Here is a 23,240-nt window from a genome sequence, read left to right as displayed (position 1 = left end):
AGGCAGCCTGAAATAAGGCGGCAGCGCAGCAGCAAGGGGTGTAGAAATGCGTATCGTGGAAGGATGTAATTCCTACGGTATCTGCTGCGATGCCGAAAAGGTGGACGACCAGAACAACGAGATGTCTCACGTTTGGCAACGCGGCGGGGATTCGAACCCCTTAAACCGATGTAATCTTGTTTGCATTCGCCCAAAAAGGGCGGCACACCCGACAGCAAGAAATAAAGAAATCATGTACCGCGCGCTAACCGTCTGCGCTACCCCGCCATAATGGAGACGGGGGCAGGACTCGAACCTGCGACCTCGGGCACCCTATGCTGTAATTCCTTCGGCATCTGCCGTTGTGCCATAAAAAGGGCGGGCGACTAAATCGGCTGGTTGTTTTTCCTGAGCTATAACGTTTGCACGCCATCGGGATTTGAACCCGAGACCTACGGTTTCAGCCGTTGCTCTACCTGTAAACCAGCCAGCATTCACCCGAAAGGGGCGCACGTTGCAACAAAAGATGAAGAAATAATCGTGCTCTACCTAACTGAGCTACTCTGCCATTGATACGGCAGAGACGGGACTCGAACCCGCGACCACGAGCGTGATAGGCTGTAATTCCTTCGGCATTTGCATCGTGCTTGTGGGGTATATTGCAAACAACGTGCCAACGATGCCAAAACAGCGCAAAATAATTTGTAATAACATGAAAACAAAGAGAATATATTTTTGAAACCTGTTTTCAGGCTGCCTGAATAATCCATAAAAACTAGCTAAAAAGCTAGCCAAATAGCTTATAATCTTGCGCGTAAATTCCCGCGCATCCATTTTCAGGCTGTCTATTGCGTCAGAATTAAGAACCGGTATTCACTATTTCCATAGGCAGATTTGATGACATAAAAGCGTGGATACAAGGCAAAAAGCACAGCAAGGTGAACACCTTGCGCGCATTTTTAACGCGGTAGCCGCGTTTTTAGGGCATTAAAGATGCCTATGGAAATAGTGAATACAGGTTCTAAATAGCGCAATGCCATGCCCACAAAGGCAGCCTGAAAACCCACAAAAGGACAACCATCATGCCCAAAACCCAAGTCGTCCTCTCCTTTCTCGGCACCGTGTTAGACAACGGCTTCGGGCAAGCCCGTTGGCAAAAATGGCGGCCCAACATCGCCCTGCACCAACGCGCCGACATCAGCTTCAACCGCATGGAGCTGTTTTACAGCGAGCGATACCGCCCGCTTGCCGAGCGGGTGCGCGACGATATTGGCGAGCTGCGCCCCGATACCCAAGTCAATCTGATAAACATGGAGCTGGCAAACCCTTGGGATTTCAGCGAAGTCTATACCAAACTGCACGATTGGGCGGCATCCTATCCCTTTGATACAGAGGCAGAAAATTATTACACCCATATCACCACGGGCACGCACGTTGCCCAAATTTGCCTGTTTTTGCTAGTGGAAAGCCGCCAAATTCCCAGCGTGCTGCTGCAAACCGCGCCGCCGAAAAACCAAAAGCGCAGCATGGCGCAAGGCGATGTGGGCGGCTTGGATGTGATAGACCTAGATTTGGCGCGGTATGACGTGTTAGCCGAGCGGCTGGCTGCCGTGCGCGATGATGCGGTGCGCTATTTGAAAAGCGGCATCGCCACGAAAAACCAATCGTTTAACAACATGATTGCCGAGATAGAGCAAGTGGCACTCAATTCGCCGTCGCCCATTTTGTTAAGCGGGGCAACGGGCGCAGGCAAATCCATGCTGGCGCGGCGGATTTACGAGCTGAAAAAAGCCAGACACTTGATTACAGGGCATTTTGTGGATGTGAACTGCGCCACCTTGCGCGGCGATGGCGCGGCATCGGCGTTGTTTGGACACAAAAAAGGCGCGTTTACAGGCGCGGCAGACAAGCGCGATGGTTGGCTGAAAACCGCCGATAAAGGCGTGTTGTTTTTAGACGAAATTGGCGAATTGGGCTTGGATGAGCAAGCTATGTTGCTCAAAGCCATTGAAGAGAAACAGTTTTACCCCGTGGGCAGCGACAGCGAAGTGAAAAGCAATTTTCAGCTCATTGCTGGCACCAACCGCGATTTGCGCCGCGAAGTGCAAGCGGGGCGGTTTCGTGAAGATTTGTTCGCCCGCATCAATATTTGGCATTACACGCTGCCTGCGCTCGCCGATCGCCGCGAAGACATCGCGCCCAATATTGAACACCAGCTTGCCCTTGCCGCGCAGGAGCTTGGTCGCGCCACGCGGTTCAACAAGGAAGCCTACGCGCTGTATTTGGACTTTGCCCTGTCGCGTCAATCGCTGTGGCGCGGCAATTTCCGCGATTTAGCCGCCAGCATCATGCGCTTGGCAACGCTGGCGCCGCAGGGCAGAATTTCCACTGATTTGGTTCGCGCCGAAATCGCCCGTTTGCAGTATTTATGGGTGGAAGACGACGATAACCACACCGCAAAACCCGTTTTCAGGCTGCCTGAAAGCATCCGCCGCGAAGAATGGGATTTGTTTGATTTGCAGCAGCTGGAAAACGTGCTGGCGGTTTGCCACCAAAGCAAAAACATGGCAGAAGCAGGGCGCGCGCTGTTCAACGTATCGCGCAACAGCCGCAGCACGCCCAACGACAGCGACAGGCTGCGGAAATATTTGGCGCGATTTGGTTTAACATGGGCGGATGCGGTGGCGTAAAGCAGAGGCAGCCTGAAACCTTTGCAAAACCCCAGAGGCAGCCTGCGTAGCGAAGCGGAGTTGCGAAGCTAAAAATAAGAAATGCCGTCATTCCCGCGCAGGCGGGAATCTTGGTTGGACTTAAACAACAGATTGTTTTTACAATCATTTATGAATATCAAGCAAGATTCCCGCCTGCGCGGGAATGACGGATGTGATTATTTCTTGTTTTATTTTAGGTTTTGCAAAGGGTTCAGCCTGAAAATCCAAATGCCCATATTGCGACCCAAATTTTACCCTAAAAACACAGCAGCCCATTTTGTTTTGGTAACCCACTTCGTTTGTTTCAGGCTGCCTCGACCATCACGAAAGCCCCACCATGCCACAAATCTATTTCACCTCCGACCTGCATTTCTCGCATAAAAACATCGCCAAATTCTGCCCGCAATTTCGTCCCGCCGCGCCATCGCTGGAAGAGTTAGACGAATACATGATTGCTCGTTGGAACGAAACCGTGCAGCCCGAAGACACCGTGTACAACCTCGGCGACGTATCCTTTGCCCACGACCTGAAAAAAATAGAAGCCATTTTGCGCCGCCTCAACGGGCAGCACCACCTAATCCTCGGCAACCACGACGACCTCATCAGCCGCAACAAAAAACGCTTTTTGAACACGCCCAAAGCCGACGGCCATCCCATGCTGTCCACCATCCGCAGCTACCAAAAAATCAAACTGCCCGAAATCAACAACTCCTTGATTTTGTTTCACTATCCCATTAACGAATGGGACGGCTGCCACAAAGGCTGGTATCACCTATACGGGCATTTGCACGACCGCGTTGCCCAAATGCCGGGGCGCGCGCTCAATGTGGGCTGGGATTTGCACGGGCGCTTCCTCACTGCGCAAGACATCGACGGCTATCTGCGCGCGCTGCCCGCCATCCAACGCTTTGACGACCGCGCCAACACCATCGCAGGCAGCGATGTAAACGATGCCGCCGCGCAAATCCGCGCCAAACTGGCGGAGTTCAACGCATAAGGCAGCCTGAAAACGCTGTTAATCCCGCAACCAATGGTGCGTTGGTGGCTCGCCGACATCCTGTTCACAAGCGCACGCCTGTTTAGTTTCAACACGCCATTGGGCAATCATCTCTCGCTGTTTCATTTTCAGGCTGCCCTTGCGAAATACAAACGGCAGCCTGAAACTCAAAATGGAGCGGCGGCGGCTTGCCGCCAAATGGCTACAAACAGAGCATGACTGGTTTGCCAAAATGTCGGCGAGCCGCCGATGCTCCATCGGTTGCAGGTTTTGCAAAGGTTTCAGCCTGAAAATAACGCCGTCATTCCCGCATAAAAATGGCATTTCTTGATGAATGGCGCATTCAGCAAACCCCCGCCTTAAAAACCAAATAACACCCCCATCGCCCACAAAAAAGGCAGCCTGAAAACGGTATAAACCCATTTTCAGGCTGCCTCAATCATATTCAAACTATCGCGGAGGCCCCGCCATCTCTCTTTCAACCGCCTCTGCTTTTTCCGCCGCCCCCATTTCCGACATCACCACCTTTTCGCCCTCGTTCAAGCCCGATTTCACTTCCGTGTTCATGCTGTCTTTCAAGCCCGTTTGAATCTCCCTATCCACCGCCTGATTGTTCGCCTCCAGCACCCGCACAAATTTCTTGCCATCCTTGGTTTTAATCGCCACAGTCGGCACCATCAAAACATTATCCGCCGAAGCAATTTCCACCGTGTTTTGCGTGGTCATCCCAATCGCCAGCTTGCCCTCAGGATTAGGCACCGTCGCTCGCGCATAATAATAAATCGCGTTAGAAGTCGTATCGGTAGATTTGCTGTATGAACCTTGCGACATCGTGGTTAAACCGGGGTCAATGCTGTCCAACTTCGCGCTAATCGGCGTATCAGGCTCAGACAAAATCGTAAAATTCACCGTTTGCCCCGCCTTTACCTTGGTTGCATCGCCCTCCGCAATTTGCATTTTGTTGGTCATGCTCGTCAAATCCGCAATCTGCACCACAGTAGGCGAAGTTTGGCTGGAATTGATGGTTTGCCCTTGCTCTACCACCAACGAAACCACCGTGCCCGCAGAAGGCGCAGTAATCCGCGTGTAGCCCAAATCTTTTTCCGCTGTGTTAATCGCAATTTGCGTTTGGTGGATAGACGATTGTAACTCTTTGATTTTCGCGCGATTGGTAGCCAAGCTGTCTTCCGTTGCCTCAAATTCCTCTTTGGACACCGCATCCGCGCTGGCTAGCGATTTATAACGGCTGTATTTGCGCTGCGCAATTTTCAACGCCACCTGCGCCGATTCCAACTGCGCCTGATAAGTTTGCAACTGCGCCTTGCGCGTGTTGACTTCGTTCACTTGGGTAACATTATCAATTTCCGCAATCAAATCGCCTTCTTTCACCACATCGCCGATTTTAACGTGCATCTTTTTGATTTGCCCCGACACCTGCGCGCCCACGTCCACCAAATTTGTCGCCGCAATCTCGCCCGTAGCTGACACCGTTTGCGCGATTTTGCCGCGTTTCACCTCTTCCGTAATAAAAGTTGCCTCATTTTTGGGCTGCATTTTTTGATAACCATACCAACCCAATCCAGCCAAAATCACCAATGCGGCAACCCATTTAAACACTTTTTTCATCATTTTTTGCGTGTAATGTTAAAGACAGCGCATCATAAAGGATAAACCGCCCAAATCCAAGCAGCCGCGCCCTTGCAGCAACGGCAAACAATTGAAAACAAGGCAAAATCGCTGCACACGTTTACACAAATTTTCAGGCAGCCTGAAAACGCTTTGTAACAAAATTACCAATATAAACAAACAAATATTAACGAGTGTAAAACTTTTGCAAACAAAGCCCTTGCGATAGTTAAGAAAAGCTGGTTTAATTCACGCTTTCGCAACGCAGCGATGCGGGTGATTAGCTCAGTTGGTAGAGCGTCTGCCTTACAAGCAGAATGTCGGCGGTTCGACTCCGTCATCACCCACCAGTTTTTGGCAGGTGCTTTAACGGCAGTTGTCATGCGCGGTGGTAGCTCAGTTGGTTAGAGTACCGGCCTGTCACGCCGGTGGTCGCGGGTTCGAGCCCCGTCCACCGCGCCAAAAATTTCATAAAAAGTTTCATCATGTATCCTTTCGTAAATCCTTTGGTTTGATTTAAACCTGTCTAACTCTTTGGTCTCCTTTCCCAAAGAGTTATTTTTTTGCCTATCAGGCAGCCTGAAACGGCAAATGCAACAATCCGCAAGGTGTGCAACTTTGCTGCGCACGCCGTAGCCAAGCGCAGAGGCAGCCTGAAACCCAAAATCTGCTTTTCCCCATCTTTCAAAGCACATACAATTCTTTTCTTTCCCATTTCTTTACATCAATTATGACCGTCCCTTTTATTGAATTTCAAAACGTTGCCTTTGCCTATGGCGCGCGTCCGATTTTGCAGAACGTGAGTTTTGCGGTGGAGCAAGGGCGGTTTGCCGCGATTATGGGCGGCTCGGGCAGCGGCAAAACCACGCTGATGCGCTTGATTACCGGGCAGCTTCGCCCCAGCGCGGGCAAGGTTTTGCTCAACGGGCGCGATTTGGGCGCGTTTTCGGCGGGCGAATTAAACGAACACCGCCGCCGCATGGGTGTGTTGTTTCAGCAGGGCGCGCTGTTTACCGATTTGAACGTGTTTGATAATTTGGCGTTTCCGATGCGCGAATTAACAGAGCTGCCTGAAAGCGTGATACGCGATTTGGTGCTGTTAAAGCTCAATGCGGTGGGCTTGCGCGGCGTGGAAAAGCTGATGCCGGCGGAATTATCGGGCGGCATGGCGCGGCGCGTGGCATTGGCACGCACGATTGCGCTAGACCCCGAGCTGATGCTGTTTGACGAGCCGTTCACGGGGCTAGACCCGATTTCGCTGGGCGTGATCGCGCATTTGATTCATCGGGTTACCAAATCGCTGCGCTCCACCAGCATTATGGTTACGCACGATGTGGGGCATTCGCTGAACTTGGTGGACCAAATTATTTTCTTGGCGCATGGCGAGATTGTGTTTTCAGGCAGCCCTGCCGAGATGGAACGCAGCGATTCGGATTGGGTGCGGCAGTTTGTGCGCGGCGAGCCCAATGGGCCGGTGGCGTTTCGTTATCCCGCGAAAACGAGTTTGCAGCAAGATTTGTGGGTGGCAAAAGGATGAACGCACTGCCTGAAACCTATGGCGGCTATGCCGTTCCCGCCGATTACCGCGCGTTTGCGCAAAGCCTTGCGGCGGAACGCATCTACGCTTATCCCCTGCCAAATATAACGCTTGATTTAATCCTTCTGCCCGCTGCCTAATTATGGCGCTGTCGTTTGATTTTGCCGATTGGCAGGACGAGAAATAAGGTTTCAGGCTGCCTCAAATGAATAAGGCAGCCTGAAAATGGATTTTAAAGAAAGGCAAACCATGCCGATTGCGCTGTATCACGAATGGCAAAGCCATCCCACGATTCTTGATTTCGCCGACCCATGCGCGTTGATGCGGCGGCTGCGGCAAATCCCGCTTGCCGAAATCCAGCAGCAGCCTGCGCTGTTGCAGCACATCCAAATCTCGCATCAGCATAATGGAGTGTTTGAGCTGGGCGAGGCGGACGCGCCGATGTTTGCCGAATTTGTGGCGTGGGTAAAAGGTCTATTGGTGTATAATCTTGATTTTTCACAATATACTGACAGTTTAGGTGTGCGTTTTGCCATCGCGGGCTGATTAAGCCGTTTCAGGCTGCCTTATATTGAAAGGAGTACCACCATGAACGTATTGAAACACCACATCCAAAACGAAGACCGCGAGCTGGAATGGGCGCTGAACTACAACGCGCCCAATGCGGGCACGCCGGCGTGGTTTTTGTATCCCATCACGCTGTTTAAAACCGCCGTGCGCCTGCCCAATGCGGCGTTTGCACTGGCGGTTGTGTTGAGCCTGTCGCTGTTTACCTGGCAGCCGTGGATAAGCCTGATTTTAACCGCCGCGTTCGGCGGCTTGTGGTATGTGTCGTATCAAGACGAGCTGGGCACCAGCGTGTCGCTCAATTTGTATGACAACGAGTGCTACATTGAAAACGGGCGCGACGCGCAAACCATTGAATTAAAAGGCTGCAAATTTATTGTGAACAGCGTGGGCAAGGGCGCGGAGCTGGTGTTGAAAAATCGCGATGGTGAGCAAACCATTTTGCGCCTGTGCGATGCCGACGAGGGCGAAGTGAACATCCTAAAACGCTTGGCAAAATACATAGAACATTGCATCGCCACGCCTGCCGAATATCCCACCGAATCTTCGGGCAACACGATTATTTTGAACGAGCCATCATTCCAACCCAATAAGCAGCCTGAAAACCCCGCTGCCGACCCATTTAACGAGCCTGTGTTTGGCAACGCCGCGGGCAACGGAAGTAACGATAACGCCCCAGTCGCCGACCCCTTTGCCTATGGGCGGCAATCCACCACGCCTGCGGATGACGAGCCTCTGGAATTCAAATAAGGCAGCCTGAAAACCCAACCACCCCAATAAAACATGAACTTCATCCAATCCACAGGCGCAAAAACCTTAGCCTTTATCCAAACGCTGGGCGCAAACGCCTTATTCCTGCTCAAAATCCTGCTGCTGTTGCCGCAAACGCTGCTGCGCGCGCGGCTTACCATCCGCCAGATGTATTTTTCGGGCGTGTTGTCCGTGTTGATTATTGCCGTGTCGGGGCTGTTTGTCGGCATGGTGATTGGCTTGCAAGGCTACACGCAGTTGGCAAAATTTAAATCGGCGGATGTGCTGGGCTTTATGGTGGCGGCTTCGTTGCTGCGCGAGCTTGGGCCTGTGCTGGCGGCGATTTTGTTTGCCAGCAGCGCGGGCGGCGCGATGACCAGCGAAATCGGTTTGATGAAAACCACCGAGCAGCTGGAAGCGATGGATGTGATGGCGGTGAACCCTGTTGCCCGCGTGGTTGCGCCGCGCTTTTGGGCAGGCGTGGTTTCCATGCCGCTGCTGGCGTGTATTTTCAATGTGGCAGGCATTTACGGCGGCTATTTGGTGGGCGTGCAATGGCTGGGGCTGGACACGGGCGTGTTTTGGTCCAATATGCAGAACAATATTGACTGGTCGTATGACGTGTTCAACGGCTTAACCAAATCGCTGATTTTCGGCTCGGCGGTGGCGCTGATTGCCGTGTATCAAGGCTTTCATTGCACGCCCACGGCAGAGGGCATTTTGCGCGCCAGCACGCGCACGGTGGTGTCTTCCGCGCTTACGGTGCTGGCGTTGGATTTTATTTTGACCGCGTTTATGTTCACATAGGCAGCCTGAAAATGAAAAACCAGAATATCCCCTATGGCGCAATACTGGCAATTTGGATTTGGTGCGCGATTTGCAGCCAGCCGATGTTCGGTTTCATGATGTTTTTCCCTGCTGCGATGGCGCTGCTGTGGTGGCTTATCAAGGCGATATGGGCGATTAGGCAGCCTGAAAATTGGCGGCGGCATAAAATCATCGGCGCAGCGTGGTTAATCGGGCTGGCGGCGTGTTTCGCCATCAATGCTTATTATGTTTACGCCGCCGAACAAGATATGCGCCAAGTGGTCGCCGATATAGAACGCTACCGCGCGCAACATGGCAAATACCCCGACCAGCTCGCCGATACGGGCACGCAAGTCAAACAAGATATGCAACACACGCGCTATGGCAAAATTAAAGACACCAACCAAGTTTATTTGGTTTACAAAGTGCCTTACATCATATTTGATTACTACCGCTATGATTTCCAAACCAAACAATGGGAACAAACAGACTAATTAAGGCAGCCTGAAAACGCCTTTTCCGCCTCGCCCATCCCATCAAACACAACCGCAGCCGTATTTTCAGGCTGCCTCAGCAAAGGACAATCCATGAAAAAAGCCATCCTAGAATTTTGGGTCGGACTGTTCGTCCTACTCGGTTTCGCCACGCTGGGCATCCTTGCCTTTCGCGTTGCCAACGGCGGCGACAGCTTCGGCGCGCCATCCGCCACCTACACCGTGTACGCCCAGTTTGACGACATCGGCAGCCTGAAAGTGCAAGCGCCGATAAAATCCGCCGGCGTGCTGGTGGGGCGCGTGAGCGATATTCAGCTAGACCCGCAAACCTTCCAAGCCAAAGTGAGCATGCAGATTGAGCAGAAATACGCCTACAGCGTGGATGCCAACGCCGCCATTTTGACTTCGGGCTTGCTGGGCGAGCAATACATCGGCTTAACCCAAGGCGGCGAAGAAGAAAAATTGAAAAACGGCGACACCCTTTCCATGACCACTTCCGCGCTGGTGTTGGAAAACCTGATTGGCAAATTTGTCAGCAATTTTATGAACAAAGACAGCCAAAGCACGCCCGCCGAGCCCAATACAAAATAAAGCGCAAAAGGGCAGCCTGAAAACGCAAGGGCGCATCCTGTTTTACAATCCCACACGTTGCCACGCCGCCTCACAATCCGCTAAACTGCCAGCCCCCGATAAACGGGCAAACCAAAATACAGAGAGAACACAACATGAAAAAAACGTCCATCCTCGCCGCCCTTGCCATCAGCGCGTTAAGCATCAACCTTGCCGTTGCCGCGCCGCAAGACGCGTCCAACCAAATCAAAGAAAACTCCGTGCAGATGCTCAAAATTTTGCAGCAGGCCAACGGCAAAAACGATGCCGCCGTGCGCAAACAAGCCGAAAACTACGCCCTGCCTTATTTTGACTTCGCGCTGATGACCCGCCTGTCCGTGGGCGCGCCGTGGAACAAAGCCACCGCCGCACAAAAACAAACGCTGGTAAACGAGTTTCGCACCATGCTGATTCGCACCTACTCGCGTCAAATGCTGAACTACAAAAACGCGCAGGTAACCGTGAAAAACGCTGTTGCCAAGCCCAGCAGCCTGTTGCCCAGCAAAGAGCAAATTGACGTACGCGCCACCATCACCAACCCCGGGCAGCAGCCGGTGGAAGCCGTGTTCAGCACCTATCAAGACGGCAACAAATACAAAGTGTTCAACGTGGTGTTTGAAGGCGCGTTTGCCCTTGTGCAAAGCCAAAAACAGCAATTCAAACCCATTTTAGACAGCAAAGGCATAGACGGCTTAATCGCCGATTTAAAAGCCAAAAACGGCAGCAAATAATGCAAAGCGAAATCCGCGACAATATCGTGTATGTGGCAGGCGAAGTGAGCGTGCAAACGGTAAACCAAGCCGCGCTTGCCCAGTTTACGCAGCAATGTAGGCAGCCTGAAATCCACGCCGTCGATTTAAGCCAAATCACCCGCGCCGATTCCGCCTGCCTATCGCTGTTGCTCACCGCCTTGCGCCAAAAAGCACAAGGCAGCCTGAAAATCCACAACCTGCCCGCCAGCGTGCGCGATTTGGCGCAACTTTACGAGATAGAAGAATGGATAACCGCCTGAAAATCGGCATCACTTGCCTACTGCTGGCGACCAGTTTCGCCGCCCAAGCCGAGGGCACGCCCGCCCCCTACGAACGCTACAACCGCGCGATGTTTAAATTTAACGACAAAGCCGACCAATATGTGTTCACGCCCGTGGCACGCGGTTATCGCAAAGTAACGCCCCAGCCCGTGCGCACCGCGGTGGGCAATTTTTTCAACAACCTGCGCGATGTGAAAAGCATGGGCAACAACATCTTGCGCGGACACATTGGCAAGGCAGGCGGCGATTTTATGCGCGTGGCGGTGAACACCACCTTCGGCATCGGCGGCTTAATCGACATCGCGGGCGCAGCCAATATGCCCAACCACAAAACCACTTTCGGCGACACGCTGGCTTCTTGGGGCTGGAAAAACAGCAATTATTTCGTGATGCCGCTGTTTGGTCCGAGCACCGTGCGCGATACGGTGGGCGAGGGCGTGAGCATGGTTTATGTGCCGCAACGCGCCATCATCCACGACCGCGCCGCCAATTATTCGCTCGCCGGGCTGAACGCGGTGAGCAGCCGCGAAAAACTGCTGGATGCCACCGACACGCTCAACGAAATGGCGTTGGACAAATACGTTGCCACCCGCGATGCCTACATGGCGTTGCGTAACAAACAGCTGGGCAGCGCCGCCATCCAACCCGAAGACGGCTTAACCGACCCCGAAGCCGCTTCCGCGCCCGCAAGCGGCGAGCCGAAAATCGCCCTGCCCGCAGCCCAAAGGCAGCCTGAAAATCCAACCACCCCCGCGCAGGAGTAAGCATTATGTATGAAGTGAACCGCAGCGTATTCATCGTTATCCCCAACGAACCCTTTTGGTATTGGCTCAACAGCCTGCCCGACAGCGATTTGTCCGGCATCACGCTGGAAGACTTGCAAGACGATGCCAATTCTTATTTGGTAGATGCCTGCGACAACGCCGACGCGCTGTGGGACGAAATTGAAAACCGCGTGGAAGAAATTTTTGCCGCCGAGCTGGGCGATTGGTGCGAAGACGAAAGCCTGTGGCCCGATTTGCACCCCGATATTTTCCGCGAATGGTTTGACATCGAGCTATCCAGCATCGTAACCGATTTGAGCAGCGAGCCTTTGCAACGCGAAGCGTTCGGCGCGATTGAGTTTGATTGACGGGCAAGATGGCAGAGGCAGCCTGCGTAGCGAAGCGGAGTTGCGAAGCTAAAACGAGCGAAGCTAAATAGTTTTCAGGCTGCCTCAATGATGTAAGCCAAGATACGGCGGATAGTTTATCCGCCTGTTTCATGCGTCGCGCGCAAGGCGGGATTGAAGCCGTGTTGCGTTATTCAAGGCAGCCTGAAACCTTTGGCAAACCCACAACCGATGGAGCGTCGGTGGCTCGCCGACATTTTGCCAGCCAGTAAAGTTCTGTTGAACACGCTATTTGGCGACGAGCCGTTGCCGCTCCATTCTTAGATTTCAGGCTGCCTATCCGCCCCTCACTCCCAAGCCTCCCAAAATGCCCTACACCCAAGAAATCCTGAACTACCACCTAGACGGCTACGCCCATGTCAACAATGCCCGCTATCTTGAATTTTTGGAAGCCGCACGTTGGCATTATTTCAAGCGGCAAATGCCGTTGGGCAGTCTGCAACAAGCCCAGCTGGTCGTTTCCCGCATGGACATCCGCTACCGCCGCGCCGCCAAGCTCGGCGATATCCTGCACATTCACAGCCAGCTTACCCAAGCCCAATCGCGCCAATTTATCGTTACGCAGCGCATCCTGTTTGCCGACAGCGGGCAGCTTTGCGTGCAGGCCGAAGTAACGCTGATGCCCACCGACAGCCAAGGGCGCGTTTTCAGGCTGCCTGAACCGCTGCTCGCCGCCTTTCAACAACTCACCTCGTTATCATGAAAAAAACCCTCGCCGCGCTGGCCGCCATCGCCATCATCGCGCTTGCCGCGTTCACCTTGTTTGGCGCGCCAGCCAACCCCGCCCCCAGCTTCCAGCTCACCAATCTACACAACCAAACCATCAGCAACGCTAACCTGCAAGGCAAAGTAACCCTGATTAACTTTTGGTTTCCCACCTGCCCCGGTTGCGTAAGCGAAATGCCCAAGCTCATCAAAATGGCGCACGATTATCAGGGCAAAGATTTCCAAATTCTCGGCATCGCCGAGCCCACGTCCAACCCCGCCGACAGCCTAGACGGAGTGAAAAATTATGTTGCCAAACAAGGCATTCCGTTTGAAGTGATGTTTGATGGCGACAAAGCCGTTGCCAAAAAATTCCTGAAAACCGAGCTTTACCCCACCAGCGTGTTGCTTAACAAAAAGGGCGAAGTGCTGAAAACCTTTGTGGGCGAGCCTGATTTTGCCGCGCTGTATCGCGTGGTGGATGACGAAATGGCGAAATAGGGCAAGGCATACGTTTTCAGGCTGCCTATTGTCTTGCGGGCGCAGTATAGGCAGCCTGAAAATCAAAATGGAACGGCGCGGCTCGTTGCCAAGCGGCAGGCTTTGCGGGCGGGCAAGATGATGTCGGCGGGTCGCCGACGCTCCATCGGTTGTAGGCTTGGCAAAGGTTTCAGCCTGAAAATCCATCCACCGCAAGGGCGCACCACACGCCCTTTTTTCATGCCCGCTTTGCCTTTTGCTTTAAACTTTCCTAAAATATGCAACTTTCAGAGGCAGCCTGAAAACCAGTTCAGCGCAGCCAACATAACAAAACCACATTAAAGGACCCCACCATGACCGACCTCTCCCTCTGGCAAACCGCCAGCCTGCCCAACACCGTTGACCACGTGCTTGAACGCTACCACGCCACGCACCGCCGCCAGCTTGCCGATGCCGCGCAGCTTGCCGCCAAAGTCGCCGCCCGCCACGAAACCTTCCCCAGCGGTTTGGTGGATTTAATCCAAGCCATTGAAGCCGAACTCAGCAGCCACATGATGAAAGAAGAGCGCATGCTGTTCCCGATGATAAAAAACGGCATGGGGCGCAACGCGGGCATGCCCATCCGCGTGATGATGATGGAACACGAAGAACACGAAGCCGCGCTGGCGCAGTTGCTGGCGACCACGGATAACTTTACCGCCCCCGCCGAGGCGTGCAGCAGCTGGCAACAGCTTTACGCCGATTTGAAAACCTTTGCCGACGATTTGAACGACCACATTGAGCTGGAAAATACAATTTTGTTTCCTCGCGCATTGAATGAGTAAACCGCGATAGAAAGGCAGCCTGAAAACAGTAGTGGGTGTTTTCAGGCTGCCTTTTGTTTATTAGTAGGTCGGGCATTTATGCCCAACAAACAATGATTTATTTATCTTAAAATACGCCACAACTAAAACGTCGGGCATAAATGCCCGACCTACTTAGGTTTTGCAAAGGTTTCAGTCTAATGCCCATGTTTCTCCGCCTGACCCTGCTCATTCGCATCGGCGGGCAAATCTTTCGGGTAAAACAAATTCATCGGCTGCGCGCGTATTTGCTGCCATGCGCATTGGAAAATACCCAGCCAGCTGTCAATCTTGGCTTCGCGCGAGCGCAGCGCCACCCATAGGGTGAGCATAAAGCTCACCACCAGATTCACCACGCCAATCAGCAACACGAAAAACACGCTCTGAATAAACACCCACAGCCCCTCATGCCCCGCCACTGCGGCGTAGCCAATGTTGGCAGAGGAGAAGGCAACGTGGCGAATATCCAGCGGCAGCCCCAGCGCGTGCCCCACAAAGCCCGTCATGCCCAGCAGCATCCCGAAGCACACGTTCCCCATCAGGCTGCCGTAGTTGGAGTGGAGATAATCGGCGACTTTGCCGCGCAGCTTTTCGGGCAGCAAACGTTTGAGCACGGGGTGTTGGCGCAGGCGCATCCGCAGGTTCAGATAATCGCAGCGGTTGTCAAAAAAGCCCGAAATAATGCCCGAGCAAAACAGCCACAAGCCTGCAATGGCGGCGTACCAAAGCGTTGCGCCCCAAGGGTTTACTGAATGGATTTGGTAGGCGACTTCGGCTTCGGTGAGTATCGGCACGCCTTGTGTGAAGCGGTAAACCAGCGCAATCAGCATGGCAAGTGTCATGGCAACGACCACATTGCCCGCCACAGCGGCGACTTGCGAGCGCACCACGTCAATCAGCAGCTGCGCGAGTTTTTGATTGACCGCGTGCCCTGATTCGCTGCGTTCCACGGCGGCGGCAAAGCGCGAGGCGGTCATGGCGGGCTGTTTGGTGGCAACGGTGAAGTGCAAGATAAATATCAGCGCGAAGCCCAAGCCGTAGTTCAGCCCTGCGGCAACGCCGTAGGCAAACGGGTTGGTGATGTGCCGCCCCACATACACAATTTTGAACAACGCCATCAGCGCAATCAATACGCCACCGCCCGCTGCGGAGCGCACCATGCCCATGTATTCTTTTTTGCTGCGCGTGATGTAATGCTCGCCGTGGTCGCTGGTGTTTTGTGTGATGCTGCGGGCGAGCATGCCCACGCTGCGTTTCCACAGGCGCGACACGCTTTGTTGCTCGGCGGTGGCGCAGGCGAGGATGCCTGTTAAATGCAATAGGTTGGCGAGCTTGGGTTTTTCGTCTGCAAACGTGGTCAGCAGCAGTACGATGCGGTTAAATGTTTGGTCTAGCCGTTCCAGCAGATGCGCCACGTCCATAGACGCGCCCGCGCCCGAGCCGGTGCCGAGTTTGCGCAGTTTTTCTACTTTGTCGCGGCATTGTTGCAGCATCACTTGCAAATGGCTGTCGTCAAAGGCTTGGTGTTGAACGTGCGCCGCTAGCCAAGCGTGGGTTTCGCGCTTGAAGGCGACAAATGCCGAATCGCGGTCTAACAGCTTGGGGTCTAGCCGCACCAAATCGGGTTCCAGCGCTTCGGCGGCAATCCAAATCGACAGCATTTCAATGGCGTGAAAGCCCTCCCAGCGCACATAGCGGCGCAGCGTGTCTAGCTGGTGGGCGGGCGTTTTTTGCCAAATCAGGTGGAATAATTGCAGCCATGTTTGCTCGGGCACTTCGCGCAGCCAGCGGGCATCGCGCTCGTTTACCAGCAGCAGGGCGAACACATCGCGCAAGTCGTTGGGGTCTTTGTAGGCAGGGTTGAAATGTTCATACAGCCGCGCGATGAGTTCGTCGCGAAAGCCTTTGCGCGAGAAAATCCCCGCGCTAATCAGCAGGGGATAAAGCCGCAAGCTGCCCAGCCATTTTGCCAGCAGCTCGGCGGTTTTGGCGCACAGCTCGGGGTCTTGCTGCAAGGTGGTGATAAGCAGATGGATGCGCTCTTGGGCGCGCTTGCCTTTGCGCTGGCGCAGCCAAATCGCCAAGCCTTGCAGCAGGTTGAACGCATTGTGTCGGGCGACCTGCTCGGCGAGAAATTCGGATAGGGTGTGGTCTTTGGGGGCAATCATAAGTATTCCGTGCGGCAGCCTGAAAACGGGGCGGTAGGTTTTCAGGCTGCCGTTAATGTGTGTTTTTGTAAAGATGCGGATTATAGCACTTGGGCATTTTCAGGCTGCCTTAGCTTATGTTTGCAACGCAACACACTCGGCGCAGCCCGCGTAAATCATTAACAAAGCTTTACTGTCTACGTTTATAATAACCGTTTAATTCACACAGCCACACACCAAACAAAAAGGATAAGGAAAACCGCACATGACAATCGTAGAATGGACCCCCGATTTAAACACAGGCATCCCCGATATTGATGAGCAGCATAAACAAATGCTGCATCATATCAACGACTTCTATGAAGCGGCGAACGCCAAAGACAAAGACCGCATGTCAATCGTATTGTTTGACCTGATTAACAGCACCCTTGCGCACTTCCAATACGAAGAAGCGCTGATGGAACAAGCCAAATACCCCCTGCTGGAACCCCATCGCCGCGTGCACAAAAACTTCATTGACAAACTGATGAATTTGCATGAAAAACTGCAAACCATGGAAACCACCGACGACATCGCCGTGCTGCTGATTGACAGCCTAGATGGCTGGCTGTTCCGCCACATCCGCATCAACGACAAAGGCTACACCAACAGCGTAAACGAATCAGGCGTGTACCAAGCCATGCACGAAAACCTTGTCGCCGCCCGCGCCGCGCAAATGCAAGAGTATGGCGAAGTCGCCGAACCAGAACCTCAACCCAAACCTGCGCCACAGCCCGTGCAGCCCAAGCCCGCCCCGCGCCCCGCGCCACAAGCGCAAGCCGCCCCCGCGCAGCCCAAAGCAGAACCCAAACCCGCGCCCGCTCCCAAACCTGCCCCCGCGCCGCAAAACAAACCCACCCCCCAGCCCGCCACCCAACCACAAAACAAAGAACCCGAAGACGACGAACCGAGAGGCTGGGCAAGCGGCAACTGGAAATTCTAAAAATTCTAACCCCCGCTAACAAAAAAAGGACACAACCATGGCATACGTTTACTGGACGCACGACCTTGAAACAGGCTTCCCCGACATCGACGAACAACACCGCCATCTCGTCGAATGCCTAGACCAACTGTATGCCGACCAAGAAAAGGGCGACCGCGAAGAAGTGGGCAAAGTGCTGGAAGAGCTGATTTTCTACACCGCCGACCACTTCGCCTACGAAGAACGTATGCTAGAAGACGCGCACTATCGCTTGGTTGAGCAACACAAAAAAGTGCATCTGAACTTTGTCAACAAAGTGCTGGAATTTCAAAAACGCTTTGATGCAGGCGAAGACGTTGCCCAAGATATGCTGCAACTGCTGGAAGGCTGGCTGTTCCGCCATATCCGCATCAACGATATGGGTTTTGTGGAAGACGTTAAAAAAGCCCAAGCCAACGCCGCCCATAAGGCAGCCTGAAAACGCTGTTTCAGCAAAATTAAAACGATTTACGCATCACCAAGAAAGAAGCAAACCATGCAAGCACAATGCCAATGCGGCTGCGTAACCCTTGAAGTCAGCCACAACCACCAAGTCCACGCCTGTCATTGCGGCAAATGCCGCCAACGCGCGGGTGGCGCATCATTTGTATTAACCGCCGAGGGCAAACCGCATATCAGTGGCAGCGAACACATCGGCAGCTATCGCTCATCCGACTGGGCGGAGCGCACCTTTTGCAAACAATGCGGCACGCAGCTTTATTTCCACCTGCTGCCCGAAAGCGGTATGGACGAAGCATGGTATGTGAACGCAGGCTTGTTTGCCGATAACGCCGATTTTGCCCTCACGCTGCAAATGTTTACCGATTGCCAAGCTCCGTATTACCACTTGGCAGACGACACCGTTAAGCTCACGGAGCAGCAGTTTTTAGAAATGGTGGGCGCAGCGGAGTAAGGCAGCCTGAAAACGCAAACCCCAAGGAACGTTACCCAACGTTCCTTTTTTATTGCATCGCATCGGACAAACAATAAGGCAGCCTGAAAACACGGTTTACCCATTTTCAGGCTGCCTCAGCACCAATCATCCATCCCCCAAATACACCATCAGCTTCCCGCTTTAAATAACTTTACAAAAAACCATCGCAAACAAGAATGACTCTCAAAAACATATTGAAAACATGGAATTTTTACAAACATTCCCCTCGTTTACAACTTTTAAACAACATCAAAATTCGTTAAAATGCCCGCCTATTTTTAATTGCGGAATATTAAGGTCTCGCTATGTTAGCCAACTATTTCCCCATACTCATTTTTGCCATCATCGGCATCATCGCAGGCATTGTATTCATCGGGCTGGGCACGCTGCTCGGGCCCAAACGCCACTACGCCGAAAAAGACGCACCCTTCGAATGCGGCTTTGAAGCCTTTGAAAACGCCCGTATGAAATTTGACGTGCGCTATTACCTTGTCGCCATTTTATTTATTTTGTTTGACCTAGAAGTCGCCTTTATGGTGCCGTGGGCGGTGGTCTATAAAGACCTGATGCACAGCACAGGCGCATACGCATTTTGGTCTATGCTGGTGTTCATTGTGGTGCTCACAGTGGGCTTTGTTTACGAATGGAAAAAAGGTGCGCTGGAATGGGAATAGAAGGCGTTTTAAATAAAGGCTTCGTAACCGCCAGCGCGGATACGGTGTTGAACTATGTACGCACAGGCTCGCTGTGGCCGGTAACCTTCGGGCTGGCGTGCTGCGCCGTAGAAATGATGCACGCCGGCATGGCGCGCTACGACCTTGACCGTTTCGGCATTATCTTCCGCCCGTCGCCCCGTCAGGCCGATTTGATGATTGTGGCCGGCACGCTCACCAACAAAATGGCGCCCGCCCTGCGCCGCGTTTACGACCAAATGGCAGAGCCGCGTTGGGTGTTGTCTATGGGATCGTGCGCCAATGGTGGCGGCTATTATCATTATTCATATTCTGTGGTGCGTGGCGCAGACCGCGTTGTGCCCGTTGATGTTTATGTGCCCGGTTGCCCGCCAACAGCAGAAGCCTTGCTTTACGGCTTAATCCAGCTGCAAGGCAAAATCAAACGCACCTACACCATCGCCCGCGCATAAGGAGCGAAAATGCACGTTACCGATTTACAGGCTGCCTGCGCGACCCTGTTGGGCGACAAAGCCAGCAACATCATCTTGGCATACGGCGAAATAACCCTTGAATGCCAGCCTAAAAACTATCTTTCCTTGATGCAAACCCTGCGCGATCACGACGACTTGCACTTTGAGCAACTGGTAGATTTGTGTGGCGTAGATTACAGCACCTATCAAAATCAAGCATGGCAAGGCAAGCGCTTTGCTGCCGTAAGCCAACTGCTTTCCATCAAGAACAACCAACGCATTCGCGTGCGTGTGTGGGCGGATGATGACGATATGCCCATCGTGCCATCGGTTGTGTCGCTGTATAACAGCGCGGATTGGTATGAGCGTGAAGCGTTTGATATGTACGGCATTATTTTCAACGAACATCCCGATTTGCGCCGTATTTTGACCGACTATGGCTTTGTGGGACACCCCTTCCGCAAGGATTTCCCTGTGTCGGGCTATGTGGAAATGCGCTACGACGAAGCCGAAAAACGCGTTATTTACCAGCCTGTAACCATAGAGCCGCGTGAAATTACCCCGCGCGTTGTTCGTGAGGAGACCTACGGTGGCTAAATTAAGAAACTACACCATCAACTTCGGGCCGCAACACCCCGCCGCCCACGGCGTACTCCGCATGATTTTGGAGCTGGAAGGCGAAACCATCGTTCGCGCCGACCCGCATATCGGCTTGCTGCACCGTGGTACAGAAAAGCTGGCTGAAACCAAAACCTATCTGCAAGCGCTGCCTTATATGGATAGGCTAGACTACGTTTCCATGATGTGCAACGAGCAAGCCTATTGCTTGGCGATTGAGAAATTACTGGGTATAGAAGTGCCCATCCGCGCCAAATACATCCGTACCATGTTTGCCGAAGTAACGCGTATCTTGAATCATTTGATGGGCGTGGGTTCGCATGCATTGGATATTGGCGCGATGACGGCGATTTTGTATGCGTTCCGCGACCGCGAAGAATTGATGGATTTATACGAAGCCGTATCAGGCGCGCGCATGCACGCCGCGTATTTCCGCGTGGGCGGCGTGTATCGCGATTTGCCAGACTTTATGCCCAAATACGAGGCCAGCAAATACCGCAGCGCAAAAGTGTTGAAAGAACTCAACGCCTCGCGCGAAGGCAGTATGCTGGATTTTATTGACGCATTTTGCGAACGTTTCCCCAAAAACATAGACACGCTGGAAACGCTGCTCACCGACAACCGCATTTGGAAGCAGCGGACAGTAGGCATCGGCGTGGTGTCGCCCGAACGCGCTTTGCAAAAAGGCTTTACCGGCGTGATGCTGCGCGGCTCGGGTGTGGAATGGGATGTGCGCAAAAAGCAACCCTATGAAATGTATCACGAAATGGATTTTGATATTCCCGTAGGCGTGAACGGCGATTGCTACGACCGCTATCTCTGCCGCATGGCGGAAATGCGTCAATCGGTTCGCATCATCAAACAATGCGCCGACTGGTTGCGCGCCAATCCTAATCTGCCCGTGATTACCGATAACCACAAAGTCGCGCCGCCCAAGCGAACTGAAATGAAAATGGGCATGGAAGACTTAATCCACCATTTCAAATTGTTCACCGAGGGCATGCACGTTCCCGAGGGCGAAACCTACACCGCGATTGAACACCCCAAAGGCGAATTTGGCGTGTACATCATTTCAGATGGCGCAAACAAGCCCTACCGCCTGAAAATCCGCGCCCCCGGTTTTGCCCACTTGCAAGGCATGGACGAAATGGCGCGCGGGCATATGCTTGCCGACGTGGTCGCCATTATCGGCACGCAAGACATCGTATTCGGAGAGGTAGATAGATAATGCTGTCCGCACAATCGCTAAAAGAAATTGACATTGAACTGGCAAAATACCCTGCCGACCAGCGCCGCAGCGCGATTATGAGCGCGTTGCGCATCGCCCAAGTGGAAAAAGGCTATCTTGCGCCCGAAACCATTGAATTTGTGGCGAAATACATCGGCATCGCGCCCGTTGCCGCCTACGAAGTCGCCACGTTTTACAATATGTATGACTTGCAGCCTGTGGGCAAATATAAGCTCACCGTGTGCACCAATTTGCCCTGCGCCTTGCGCGGCGGCGTGGACGCGGGCGAGTATTTGAAAGAGAAGCTGGGCATTGACTACGGCGAAACCACGGCAGATGGCAAATTTACGCTGGTGGAGGGCGAGTGCATGGGTGCGTGCGGCGATGCGCCTGTGATGCTGGTGAACAATCACAGCATGTGCAGCTTTATGGATGCGGATGCGATTGAAAAGAAATTGGCGGAGCTGGAATAAGCGGTTTCAGGCTGCCTAAAACAAACAAAACCCAGTTAGGTAAAACACATGGCAATCTACCAATCAGGTGTTATTTTTAAAGATGTCAACACCCAAGACCCCAGCTGCTGGACGCTAGACGAATACATCAAACGCGGCGGCTATCAAGCCCTGCGCAAAATTATCAGCGAAAAAACGCCACAAGACGACATCATCAACGAACTCAAAACATCCAACCTGCGCGGGCGCGGTGGCGCGGGCTTCCCCACAGGCTTGAAATGGAGCTTTATGCCGCGCGCCTTTGAAGGGCAAAAATACGTGGTTTGCAACACCGACGAGGGCGAGCCGGGCACCTTCAAAGACCGCGACATCATCCTGTTCAACCCGCATGCGCTGATTGAAGGCATGATAATCGGCGGCTACACCATGGGCGCGTCCGCAGGCTACAACTACATCCACGGCGAAATTTTTGAAGGCTACCAACGCTTTGAAGCCGCGCTTGCTCAAGCCCGCGAAGCCAATTTGCTCGGGCAGAACATCTTGGGCAGCGACTTTTCGTTTGAGCTGTTCGCCCACCACGGCTACGGCGCGTATGTGTGCGGCGAGGAAACCGCGTTGCTGGAAAGCCTGGAAGGCAAAAAAGGGCAGCCGCGCTTCAAGCCGCCGTTCCCCGCATCGTTCGGCTTATACGGCAAACCCACCACCATCAACAACACCGAAACGTTCTCGTCCGTGCCGTTTATCTTGCGCGATGGCGGGCAAACCTTTGCCGACATCGGCATAGAAAAAGCGGGCGGCACCAAATTATTCAGCATCTCGGGGCACGTTGAACGCCCGGGCAACTACGAAATTCCGCTGGGCACGCCGTTTGCCGAATTGCTGGCGATGGCGGGCGGCGTGCGCGGCGGGAAAAAACTCAAAGCCGTTATCCCCGGTGGTTCGTCCGCGCCCGTGTTGCCTGCCGACATCATCATGCAAATCAACATGGATTACGACAGCATCGCCAAAGCAGGCTCCATGCTCGGTTCGGGCGCGGTGATTGTGATGGACGAAGACGTGTGCATGGTGAAAGCCTTGGAGCGTTTGAGCTATTTTTACCACGAAGAATCCTGCGGGCAGTGCACGCCCTGCCGCGAAGGCACGGGCTGGCTCTATCGCATCGTGCACCGCATCGCTAACGGCAAAGGGCGCATGGAAGATTTGGATTTGCTGGACAGCGTGGGCAACAACATGGCGGGGCGCACCATTTGTGCGCTCGCCGATGCGGCGGTGTTCCCCGTGCGCGGCTTCACCAAGCATTTCCGCGAGGAGTTTGTGCATTATATTGAACACGGCAAGCCGATGAAGGCGCATAAGTGGCGTTGAAGCAGTTTTCAGGCAGCCTGAAAACAACAAACGCAACGGCATAA

The 23,240-nt window shown here is 53.4% G+C and carries 29 protein-coding genes and 3 tRNA genes; 28 read left to right on the top strand and 4 right to left on the bottom strand.

Annotated features, from left to right (window positions below; translation table 11 throughout):
- Positions 1-402: 402 nt before the first annotated feature.
- Positions 403-546 (bottom strand) — tRNA-OTHER (locus H3L93_RS10905).
- 515 nt (positions 547-1,061) lie between these two features.
- Between H3L93_RS10905 and rtcR the strand changes: the two genes are divergently transcribed.
- The 3 genes from rtcR (at position 1,062) to H3L93_RS10890 (ending at position 3,906) form a co-directional block, all read left to right on the top strand.
- Complete coding sequence (rtcR, locus tag H3L93_RS10900) at positions 1,062-2,669, top strand: RNA repair transcriptional activator RtcR (RefSeq protein WP_003798794.1); 1,608 nt, start codon at positions 1,062-1,064, stop codon at positions 2,667-2,669.
- Positions 2,670-3,027: 358 nt separating this feature from the next.
- Positions 3,028-3,687: a metallophosphoesterase gene (locus H3L93_RS10895; protein WP_003798799.1), complete on the top strand. Its 660-nt coding sequence runs from the start codon at positions 3,028-3,030 to the stop codon at positions 3,685-3,687.
- A 33-nt stretch (positions 3,688-3,720) separates the two neighbouring features.
- The gene (locus H3L93_RS10890) at positions 3,721-3,906 is read left to right on the top strand and encodes a hypothetical protein (protein WP_155803243.1); all 186 of its coding nucleotides are present in this window, start codon (positions 3,721-3,723) and stop codon (positions 3,904-3,906) included.
- Between the two features lie 231 nt (positions 3,907-4,137).
- Here H3L93_RS10890 and H3L93_RS10885 read toward each other — a convergent pair whose 3' ends face one another.
- Positions 4,138-5,316 (bottom strand): efflux RND transporter periplasmic adaptor subunit, encoded by a 1,179-nt coding sequence (locus H3L93_RS10885; protein WP_003798802.1) that lies wholly within the window; start codon positions 5,314-5,316, stop codon positions 4,138-4,140.
- 271 nt (positions 5,317-5,587) lie between these two features.
- On the opposite strand from H3L93_RS10885, the gene H3L93_RS10880 reads away from it, so the two are divergent.
- The 15 genes from H3L93_RS10880 (at position 5,588) to H3L93_RS10810 (ending at position 13,487) form a co-directional block, all read left to right on the top strand.
- Positions 5,588-5,663, top strand: a tRNA-Val gene (locus H3L93_RS10880).
- Between the two features lie 35 nt (positions 5,664-5,698).
- Positions 5,699-5,775: transfer RNA gene (locus H3L93_RS10875), tRNA-Asp, on the top strand.
- 265 nt (positions 5,776-6,040) lie between these two features.
- Positions 6,041-6,850, top strand: a complete 810-nt coding sequence (locus tag H3L93_RS10870; RefSeq protein ID WP_040559196.1) for an ABC transporter ATP-binding protein — start codon at positions 6,041-6,043, stop codon at positions 6,848-6,850.
- Positions 6,847-6,990, top strand: coding sequence for a hypothetical protein (locus H3L93_RS10865; RefSeq protein WP_003798811.1), 144 nt, complete (start codon positions 6,847-6,849; stop codon positions 6,988-6,990). The genes H3L93_RS10870 and H3L93_RS10865 overlap by 4 nt, the downstream gene beginning before the upstream one ends.
- 85 nt (positions 6,991-7,075) lie before the next feature.
- A complete protein-coding gene (locus H3L93_RS10860; protein ID WP_003798814.1) occupies positions 7,076-7,396 on the top strand; it encodes a hypothetical protein in 321 nt (106 codons plus the stop codon).
- A 42-nt stretch (positions 7,397-7,438) separates the two neighbouring features.
- Positions 7,439-8,167 (top strand): hypothetical protein, encoded by a 729-nt coding sequence (locus H3L93_RS10855; RefSeq protein WP_003798816.1) that lies wholly within the window; start codon positions 7,439-7,441, stop codon positions 8,165-8,167.
- 33 nt (positions 8,168-8,200) lie between these two features.
- Positions 8,201-8,974: a lipid asymmetry maintenance ABC transporter permease subunit MlaE gene (gene mlaE, locus H3L93_RS10850; RefSeq protein ID WP_003798818.1), complete on the top strand. Its 774-nt coding sequence runs from the start codon at positions 8,201-8,203 to the stop codon at positions 8,972-8,974.
- 11 nt (positions 8,975-8,985) lie between these two features.
- Positions 8,986-9,468 carry a hypothetical protein gene (locus tag H3L93_RS10845; protein WP_003798820.1) on the top strand — a complete coding sequence of 161 codons (483 nt, stop codon included), beginning with the start codon at positions 8,986-8,988 and terminating at the stop codon, positions 9,466-9,468.
- A 93-nt stretch (positions 9,469-9,561) separates the two neighbouring features.
- Positions 9,562-10,059, top strand: a complete 498-nt coding sequence (mlaD, locus tag H3L93_RS10840) for an outer membrane lipid asymmetry maintenance protein MlaD (protein ID WP_003798822.1) — start codon at positions 9,562-9,564, stop codon at positions 10,057-10,059.
- Positions 10,060-10,193: 134 nt separating this feature from the next.
- The gene (locus tag H3L93_RS10835; RefSeq protein ID WP_003798823.1) at positions 10,194-10,808 is read left to right on the top strand and encodes an MlaC/ttg2D family ABC transporter substrate-binding protein; all 615 of its coding nucleotides are present in this window, start codon (positions 10,194-10,196) and stop codon (positions 10,806-10,808) included.
- Positions 10,808-11,089 (top strand): STAS domain-containing protein, encoded by a 282-nt coding sequence (locus H3L93_RS10830; RefSeq protein WP_003798825.1) that lies wholly within the window; start codon positions 10,808-10,810, stop codon positions 11,087-11,089. Before H3L93_RS10835 ends, H3L93_RS10830 begins: the two co-directional genes overlap by 1 nt.
- The gene (locus tag H3L93_RS10825) at positions 11,074-11,874 is read left to right on the top strand and encodes an MlaA family lipoprotein (RefSeq protein ID WP_003798827.1); all 801 of its coding nucleotides are present in this window, start codon (positions 11,074-11,076) and stop codon (positions 11,872-11,874) included. Before H3L93_RS10830 ends, H3L93_RS10825 begins: the two co-directional genes overlap by 16 nt.
- A 5-nt stretch (positions 11,875-11,879) precedes the next feature.
- Positions 11,880-12,242 carry a hypothetical protein gene (locus H3L93_RS10820; RefSeq protein WP_003798828.1) on the top strand — a complete coding sequence of 121 codons (363 nt, stop codon included), beginning with the start codon at positions 11,880-11,882 and terminating at the stop codon, positions 12,240-12,242.
- A 346-nt stretch (positions 12,243-12,588) separates the two neighbouring features.
- Positions 12,589-12,984, top strand: a complete 396-nt coding sequence (locus tag H3L93_RS10815; RefSeq protein ID WP_040559177.1) for an acyl-CoA thioesterase — start codon at positions 12,589-12,591, stop codon at positions 12,982-12,984.
- A complete protein-coding gene (locus H3L93_RS10810) occupies positions 12,981-13,487 on the top strand; it encodes a TlpA family protein disulfide reductase (RefSeq protein WP_003798831.1) in 507 nt (168 codons plus the stop codon). Before H3L93_RS10815 ends, H3L93_RS10810 begins: the two co-directional genes overlap by 4 nt.
- A gap of 62 nt (positions 13,488-13,549) precedes the next feature.
- On the opposite strand, the gene H3L93_RS10805 is transcribed toward H3L93_RS10810, so the two are convergent.
- The gene (locus H3L93_RS10805; RefSeq protein WP_155803244.1) at positions 13,550-13,708 is read right to left on the bottom strand and encodes a hypothetical protein; all 159 of its coding nucleotides are present in this window, start codon (positions 13,706-13,708) and stop codon (positions 13,550-13,552) included.
- Between the two features lie 111 nt (positions 13,709-13,819).
- Here H3L93_RS10805 and H3L93_RS10800 point away from each other — a divergent pair, with 111 nt between their 5' ends.
- Complete coding sequence (locus H3L93_RS10800) at positions 13,820-14,290, top strand: hemerythrin domain-containing protein (RefSeq protein WP_003798833.1); 471 nt, start codon at positions 13,820-13,822, stop codon at positions 14,288-14,290.
- A 176-nt stretch (positions 14,291-14,466) separates the two neighbouring features.
- Here the strand turns inward: H3L93_RS10800 and H3L93_RS10795 are convergent, their stop codons facing one another.
- Complete coding sequence (locus H3L93_RS10795) at positions 14,467-16,476, bottom strand: site-specific recombinase (RefSeq protein ID WP_003798834.1); 2,010 nt, start codon at positions 16,474-16,476, stop codon at positions 14,467-14,469.
- Positions 16,477-16,720: 244 nt separating this feature from the next.
- On the opposite strand from H3L93_RS10795, the gene H3L93_RS10790 reads away from it, so the two are divergent.
- The 9 genes from H3L93_RS10790 (at position 16,721) to nuoF (ending at position 23,196) form a co-directional block, all read left to right on the top strand.
- On the top strand, positions 16,721-17,437 hold the full coding sequence (locus tag H3L93_RS10790; protein ID WP_003798837.1) for a bacteriohemerythrin: 717 nt from the start codon (positions 16,721-16,723) through the stop codon (positions 17,435-17,437).
- A 37-nt stretch (positions 17,438-17,474) separates the two neighbouring features.
- Positions 17,475-17,894: a bacteriohemerythrin gene (locus H3L93_RS10785; protein ID WP_003798838.1), complete on the top strand. Its 420-nt coding sequence runs from the start codon at positions 17,475-17,477 to the stop codon at positions 17,892-17,894.
- A 57-nt stretch (positions 17,895-17,951) separates the two neighbouring features.
- Positions 17,952-18,368 carry a GFA family protein gene (locus H3L93_RS10780; RefSeq protein WP_003798839.1) on the top strand — a complete coding sequence of 139 codons (417 nt, stop codon included), beginning with the start codon at positions 17,952-17,954 and terminating at the stop codon, positions 18,366-18,368.
- Between the two features lie 326 nt (positions 18,369-18,694).
- Positions 18,695-19,063, top strand: a complete 369-nt coding sequence (gene ndhC / locus H3L93_RS10775) for an NADH-quinone oxidoreductase subunit A (protein WP_003798840.1) — start codon at positions 18,695-18,697, stop codon at positions 19,061-19,063.
- Positions 19,054-19,533 (top strand): NuoB/complex I 20 kDa subunit family protein, encoded by a 480-nt coding sequence (locus H3L93_RS10770; RefSeq protein WP_003798841.1) that lies wholly within the window; start codon positions 19,054-19,056, stop codon positions 19,531-19,533. The genes ndhC and H3L93_RS10770 overlap by 10 nt, the downstream gene beginning before the upstream one ends.
- 9 nt (positions 19,534-19,542) lie before the next feature.
- Complete coding sequence (locus tag H3L93_RS10765) at positions 19,543-20,130, top strand: NADH-quinone oxidoreductase subunit C (protein ID WP_003798843.1); 588 nt, start codon at positions 19,543-19,545, stop codon at positions 20,128-20,130.
- On the top strand, positions 20,123-21,379 hold the full coding sequence (nuoD, locus tag H3L93_RS10760) for an NADH dehydrogenase (quinone) subunit D (protein ID WP_003798845.1): 1,257 nt from the start codon (positions 20,123-20,125) through the stop codon (positions 21,377-21,379). The genes H3L93_RS10765 and nuoD overlap by 8 nt, the downstream gene beginning before the upstream one ends.
- Entirely contained in the window at positions 21,379-21,852 is a 474-nt protein-coding gene (gene nuoE, locus H3L93_RS10755) for an NADH-quinone oxidoreductase subunit NuoE (protein WP_003798846.1), read from the top strand. Before nuoD ends, nuoE begins: the two co-directional genes overlap by 1 nt.
- A 48-nt stretch (positions 21,853-21,900) precedes the next feature.
- Complete coding sequence (gene nuoF / locus H3L93_RS10750; RefSeq protein WP_003798847.1) at positions 21,901-23,196, top strand: NADH-quinone oxidoreductase subunit NuoF; 1,296 nt, start codon at positions 21,901-21,903, stop codon at positions 23,194-23,196.
- Positions 23,197-23,240 lie beyond the last annotated feature (44 nt).

This window comes from Kingella oralis, from assembly GCF_014054985.1.
GTDB lineage: Bacteria > Pseudomonadota > Gammaproteobacteria > Burkholderiales > Neisseriaceae > Kingella_B > Kingella_B oralis.
This window is presented reverse-complemented; position numbering and strand designations above follow the sequence as displayed.

What these genes read in the sequence shown, in the direction of transcription:
- H3L93_RS10865 (WP_003798811.1), top strand. Translation starts at nt 6,847, where the DNA reads ATGAACGCACTGCCTGAAACCTATGGCGGCTATGCCGTTCCCGCCGAT.
- ndhC (WP_003798840.1), top strand. Translation starts at nt 18,695, where the DNA reads ATGTTAGCCAACTATTTCCCCATACTCATTTTTGCCATCATCGGCATC.
- mlaD (WP_003798822.1), top strand. Translation starts at nt 9,562, where the DNA reads ATGAAAAAAGCCATCCTAGAATTTTGGGTCGGACTGTTCGTCCTACTC.
- nuoF (WP_003798847.1), top strand. Translation starts at nt 21,901, where the DNA reads ATGGCAATCTACCAATCAGGTGTTATTTTTAAAGATGTCAACACCCAA.
- H3L93_RS10835 (WP_003798823.1), top strand. Translation starts at nt 10,194, where the DNA reads ATGAAAAAAACGTCCATCCTCGCCGCCCTTGCCATCAGCGCGTTAAGC.
- H3L93_RS10785 (WP_003798838.1), top strand. Translation starts at nt 17,475, where the DNA reads ATGGCATACGTTTACTGGACGCACGACCTTGAAACAGGCTTCCCCGAC.
- H3L93_RS10780 (WP_003798839.1), top strand. Translation starts at nt 17,952, where the DNA reads ATGCAAGCACAATGCCAATGCGGCTGCGTAACCCTTGAAGTCAGCCAC.
- H3L93_RS10825 (WP_003798827.1), top strand. Translation starts at nt 11,074, where the DNA reads ATGGATAACCGCCTGAAAATCGGCATCACTTGCCTACTGCTGGCGACC.
- H3L93_RS10790 (WP_003798837.1), top strand. Translation starts at nt 16,721, where the DNA reads ATGACAATCGTAGAATGGACCCCCGATTTAAACACAGGCATCCCCGAT.
- H3L93_RS10820 (WP_003798828.1), top strand. Translation starts at nt 11,880, where the DNA reads ATGTATGAAGTGAACCGCAGCGTATTCATCGTTATCCCCAACGAACCC.
- H3L93_RS10800 (WP_003798833.1), top strand. Translation starts at nt 13,820, where the DNA reads ATGACCGACCTCTCCCTCTGGCAAACCGCCAGCCTGCCCAACACCGTT.
- H3L93_RS10815 (WP_040559177.1), top strand. Translation starts at nt 12,589, where the DNA reads ATGCCCTACACCCAAGAAATCCTGAACTACCACCTAGACGGCTACGCC.
- H3L93_RS10830 (WP_003798825.1), top strand. Translation starts at nt 10,808, where the DNA reads ATGCAAAGCGAAATCCGCGACAATATCGTGTATGTGGCAGGCGAAGTG.
- H3L93_RS10890 (WP_155803243.1), top strand. Translation starts at nt 3,721, where the DNA reads ATGGTGCGTTGGTGGCTCGCCGACATCCTGTTCACAAGCGCACGCCTG.
- H3L93_RS10860 (WP_003798814.1), top strand. Translation starts at nt 7,076, where the DNA reads ATGGATTTTAAAGAAAGGCAAACCATGCCGATTGCGCTGTATCACGAA.
- rtcR (WP_003798794.1), top strand. Translation starts at nt 1,062, where the DNA reads ATGCCCAAAACCCAAGTCGTCCTCTCCTTTCTCGGCACCGTGTTAGAC.
- H3L93_RS10805 (WP_155803244.1), bottom strand. Translation starts at nt 13,708, where the DNA reads ATGAAAAAAGGGCGTGTGGTGCGCCCTTGCGGTGGATGGATTTTCAGG.
- H3L93_RS10765 (WP_003798843.1), top strand. Translation starts at nt 19,543, where the DNA reads ATGCACGTTACCGATTTACAGGCTGCCTGCGCGACCCTGTTGGGCGAC.
- H3L93_RS10795 (WP_003798834.1), bottom strand. Translation starts at nt 16,476, where the DNA reads ATGATTGCCCCCAAAGACCACACCCTATCCGAATTTCTCGCCGAGCAG.
- H3L93_RS10845 (WP_003798820.1), top strand. Translation starts at nt 8,986, where the DNA reads ATGAAAAACCAGAATATCCCCTATGGCGCAATACTGGCAATTTGGATT.
- mlaE (WP_003798818.1), top strand. Translation starts at nt 8,201, where the DNA reads ATGAACTTCATCCAATCCACAGGCGCAAAAACCTTAGCCTTTATCCAA.
- H3L93_RS10810 (WP_003798831.1), top strand. Translation starts at nt 12,981, where the DNA reads ATGAAAAAAACCCTCGCCGCGCTGGCCGCCATCGCCATCATCGCGCTT.
- H3L93_RS10885 (WP_003798802.1), bottom strand. Translation starts at nt 5,316, where the DNA reads ATGATGAAAAAAGTGTTTAAATGGGTTGCCGCATTGGTGATTTTGGCT.
- H3L93_RS10770 (WP_003798841.1), top strand. Translation starts at nt 19,054, where the DNA reads ATGGGAATAGAAGGCGTTTTAAATAAAGGCTTCGTAACCGCCAGCGCG.
- nuoE (WP_003798846.1), top strand. Translation starts at nt 21,379, where the DNA reads ATGCTGTCCGCACAATCGCTAAAAGAAATTGACATTGAACTGGCAAAA.
- H3L93_RS10895 (WP_003798799.1), top strand. Translation starts at nt 3,028, where the DNA reads ATGCCACAAATCTATTTCACCTCCGACCTGCATTTCTCGCATAAAAAC.
- H3L93_RS10855 (WP_003798816.1), top strand. Translation starts at nt 7,439, where the DNA reads ATGAACGTATTGAAACACCACATCCAAAACGAAGACCGCGAGCTGGAA.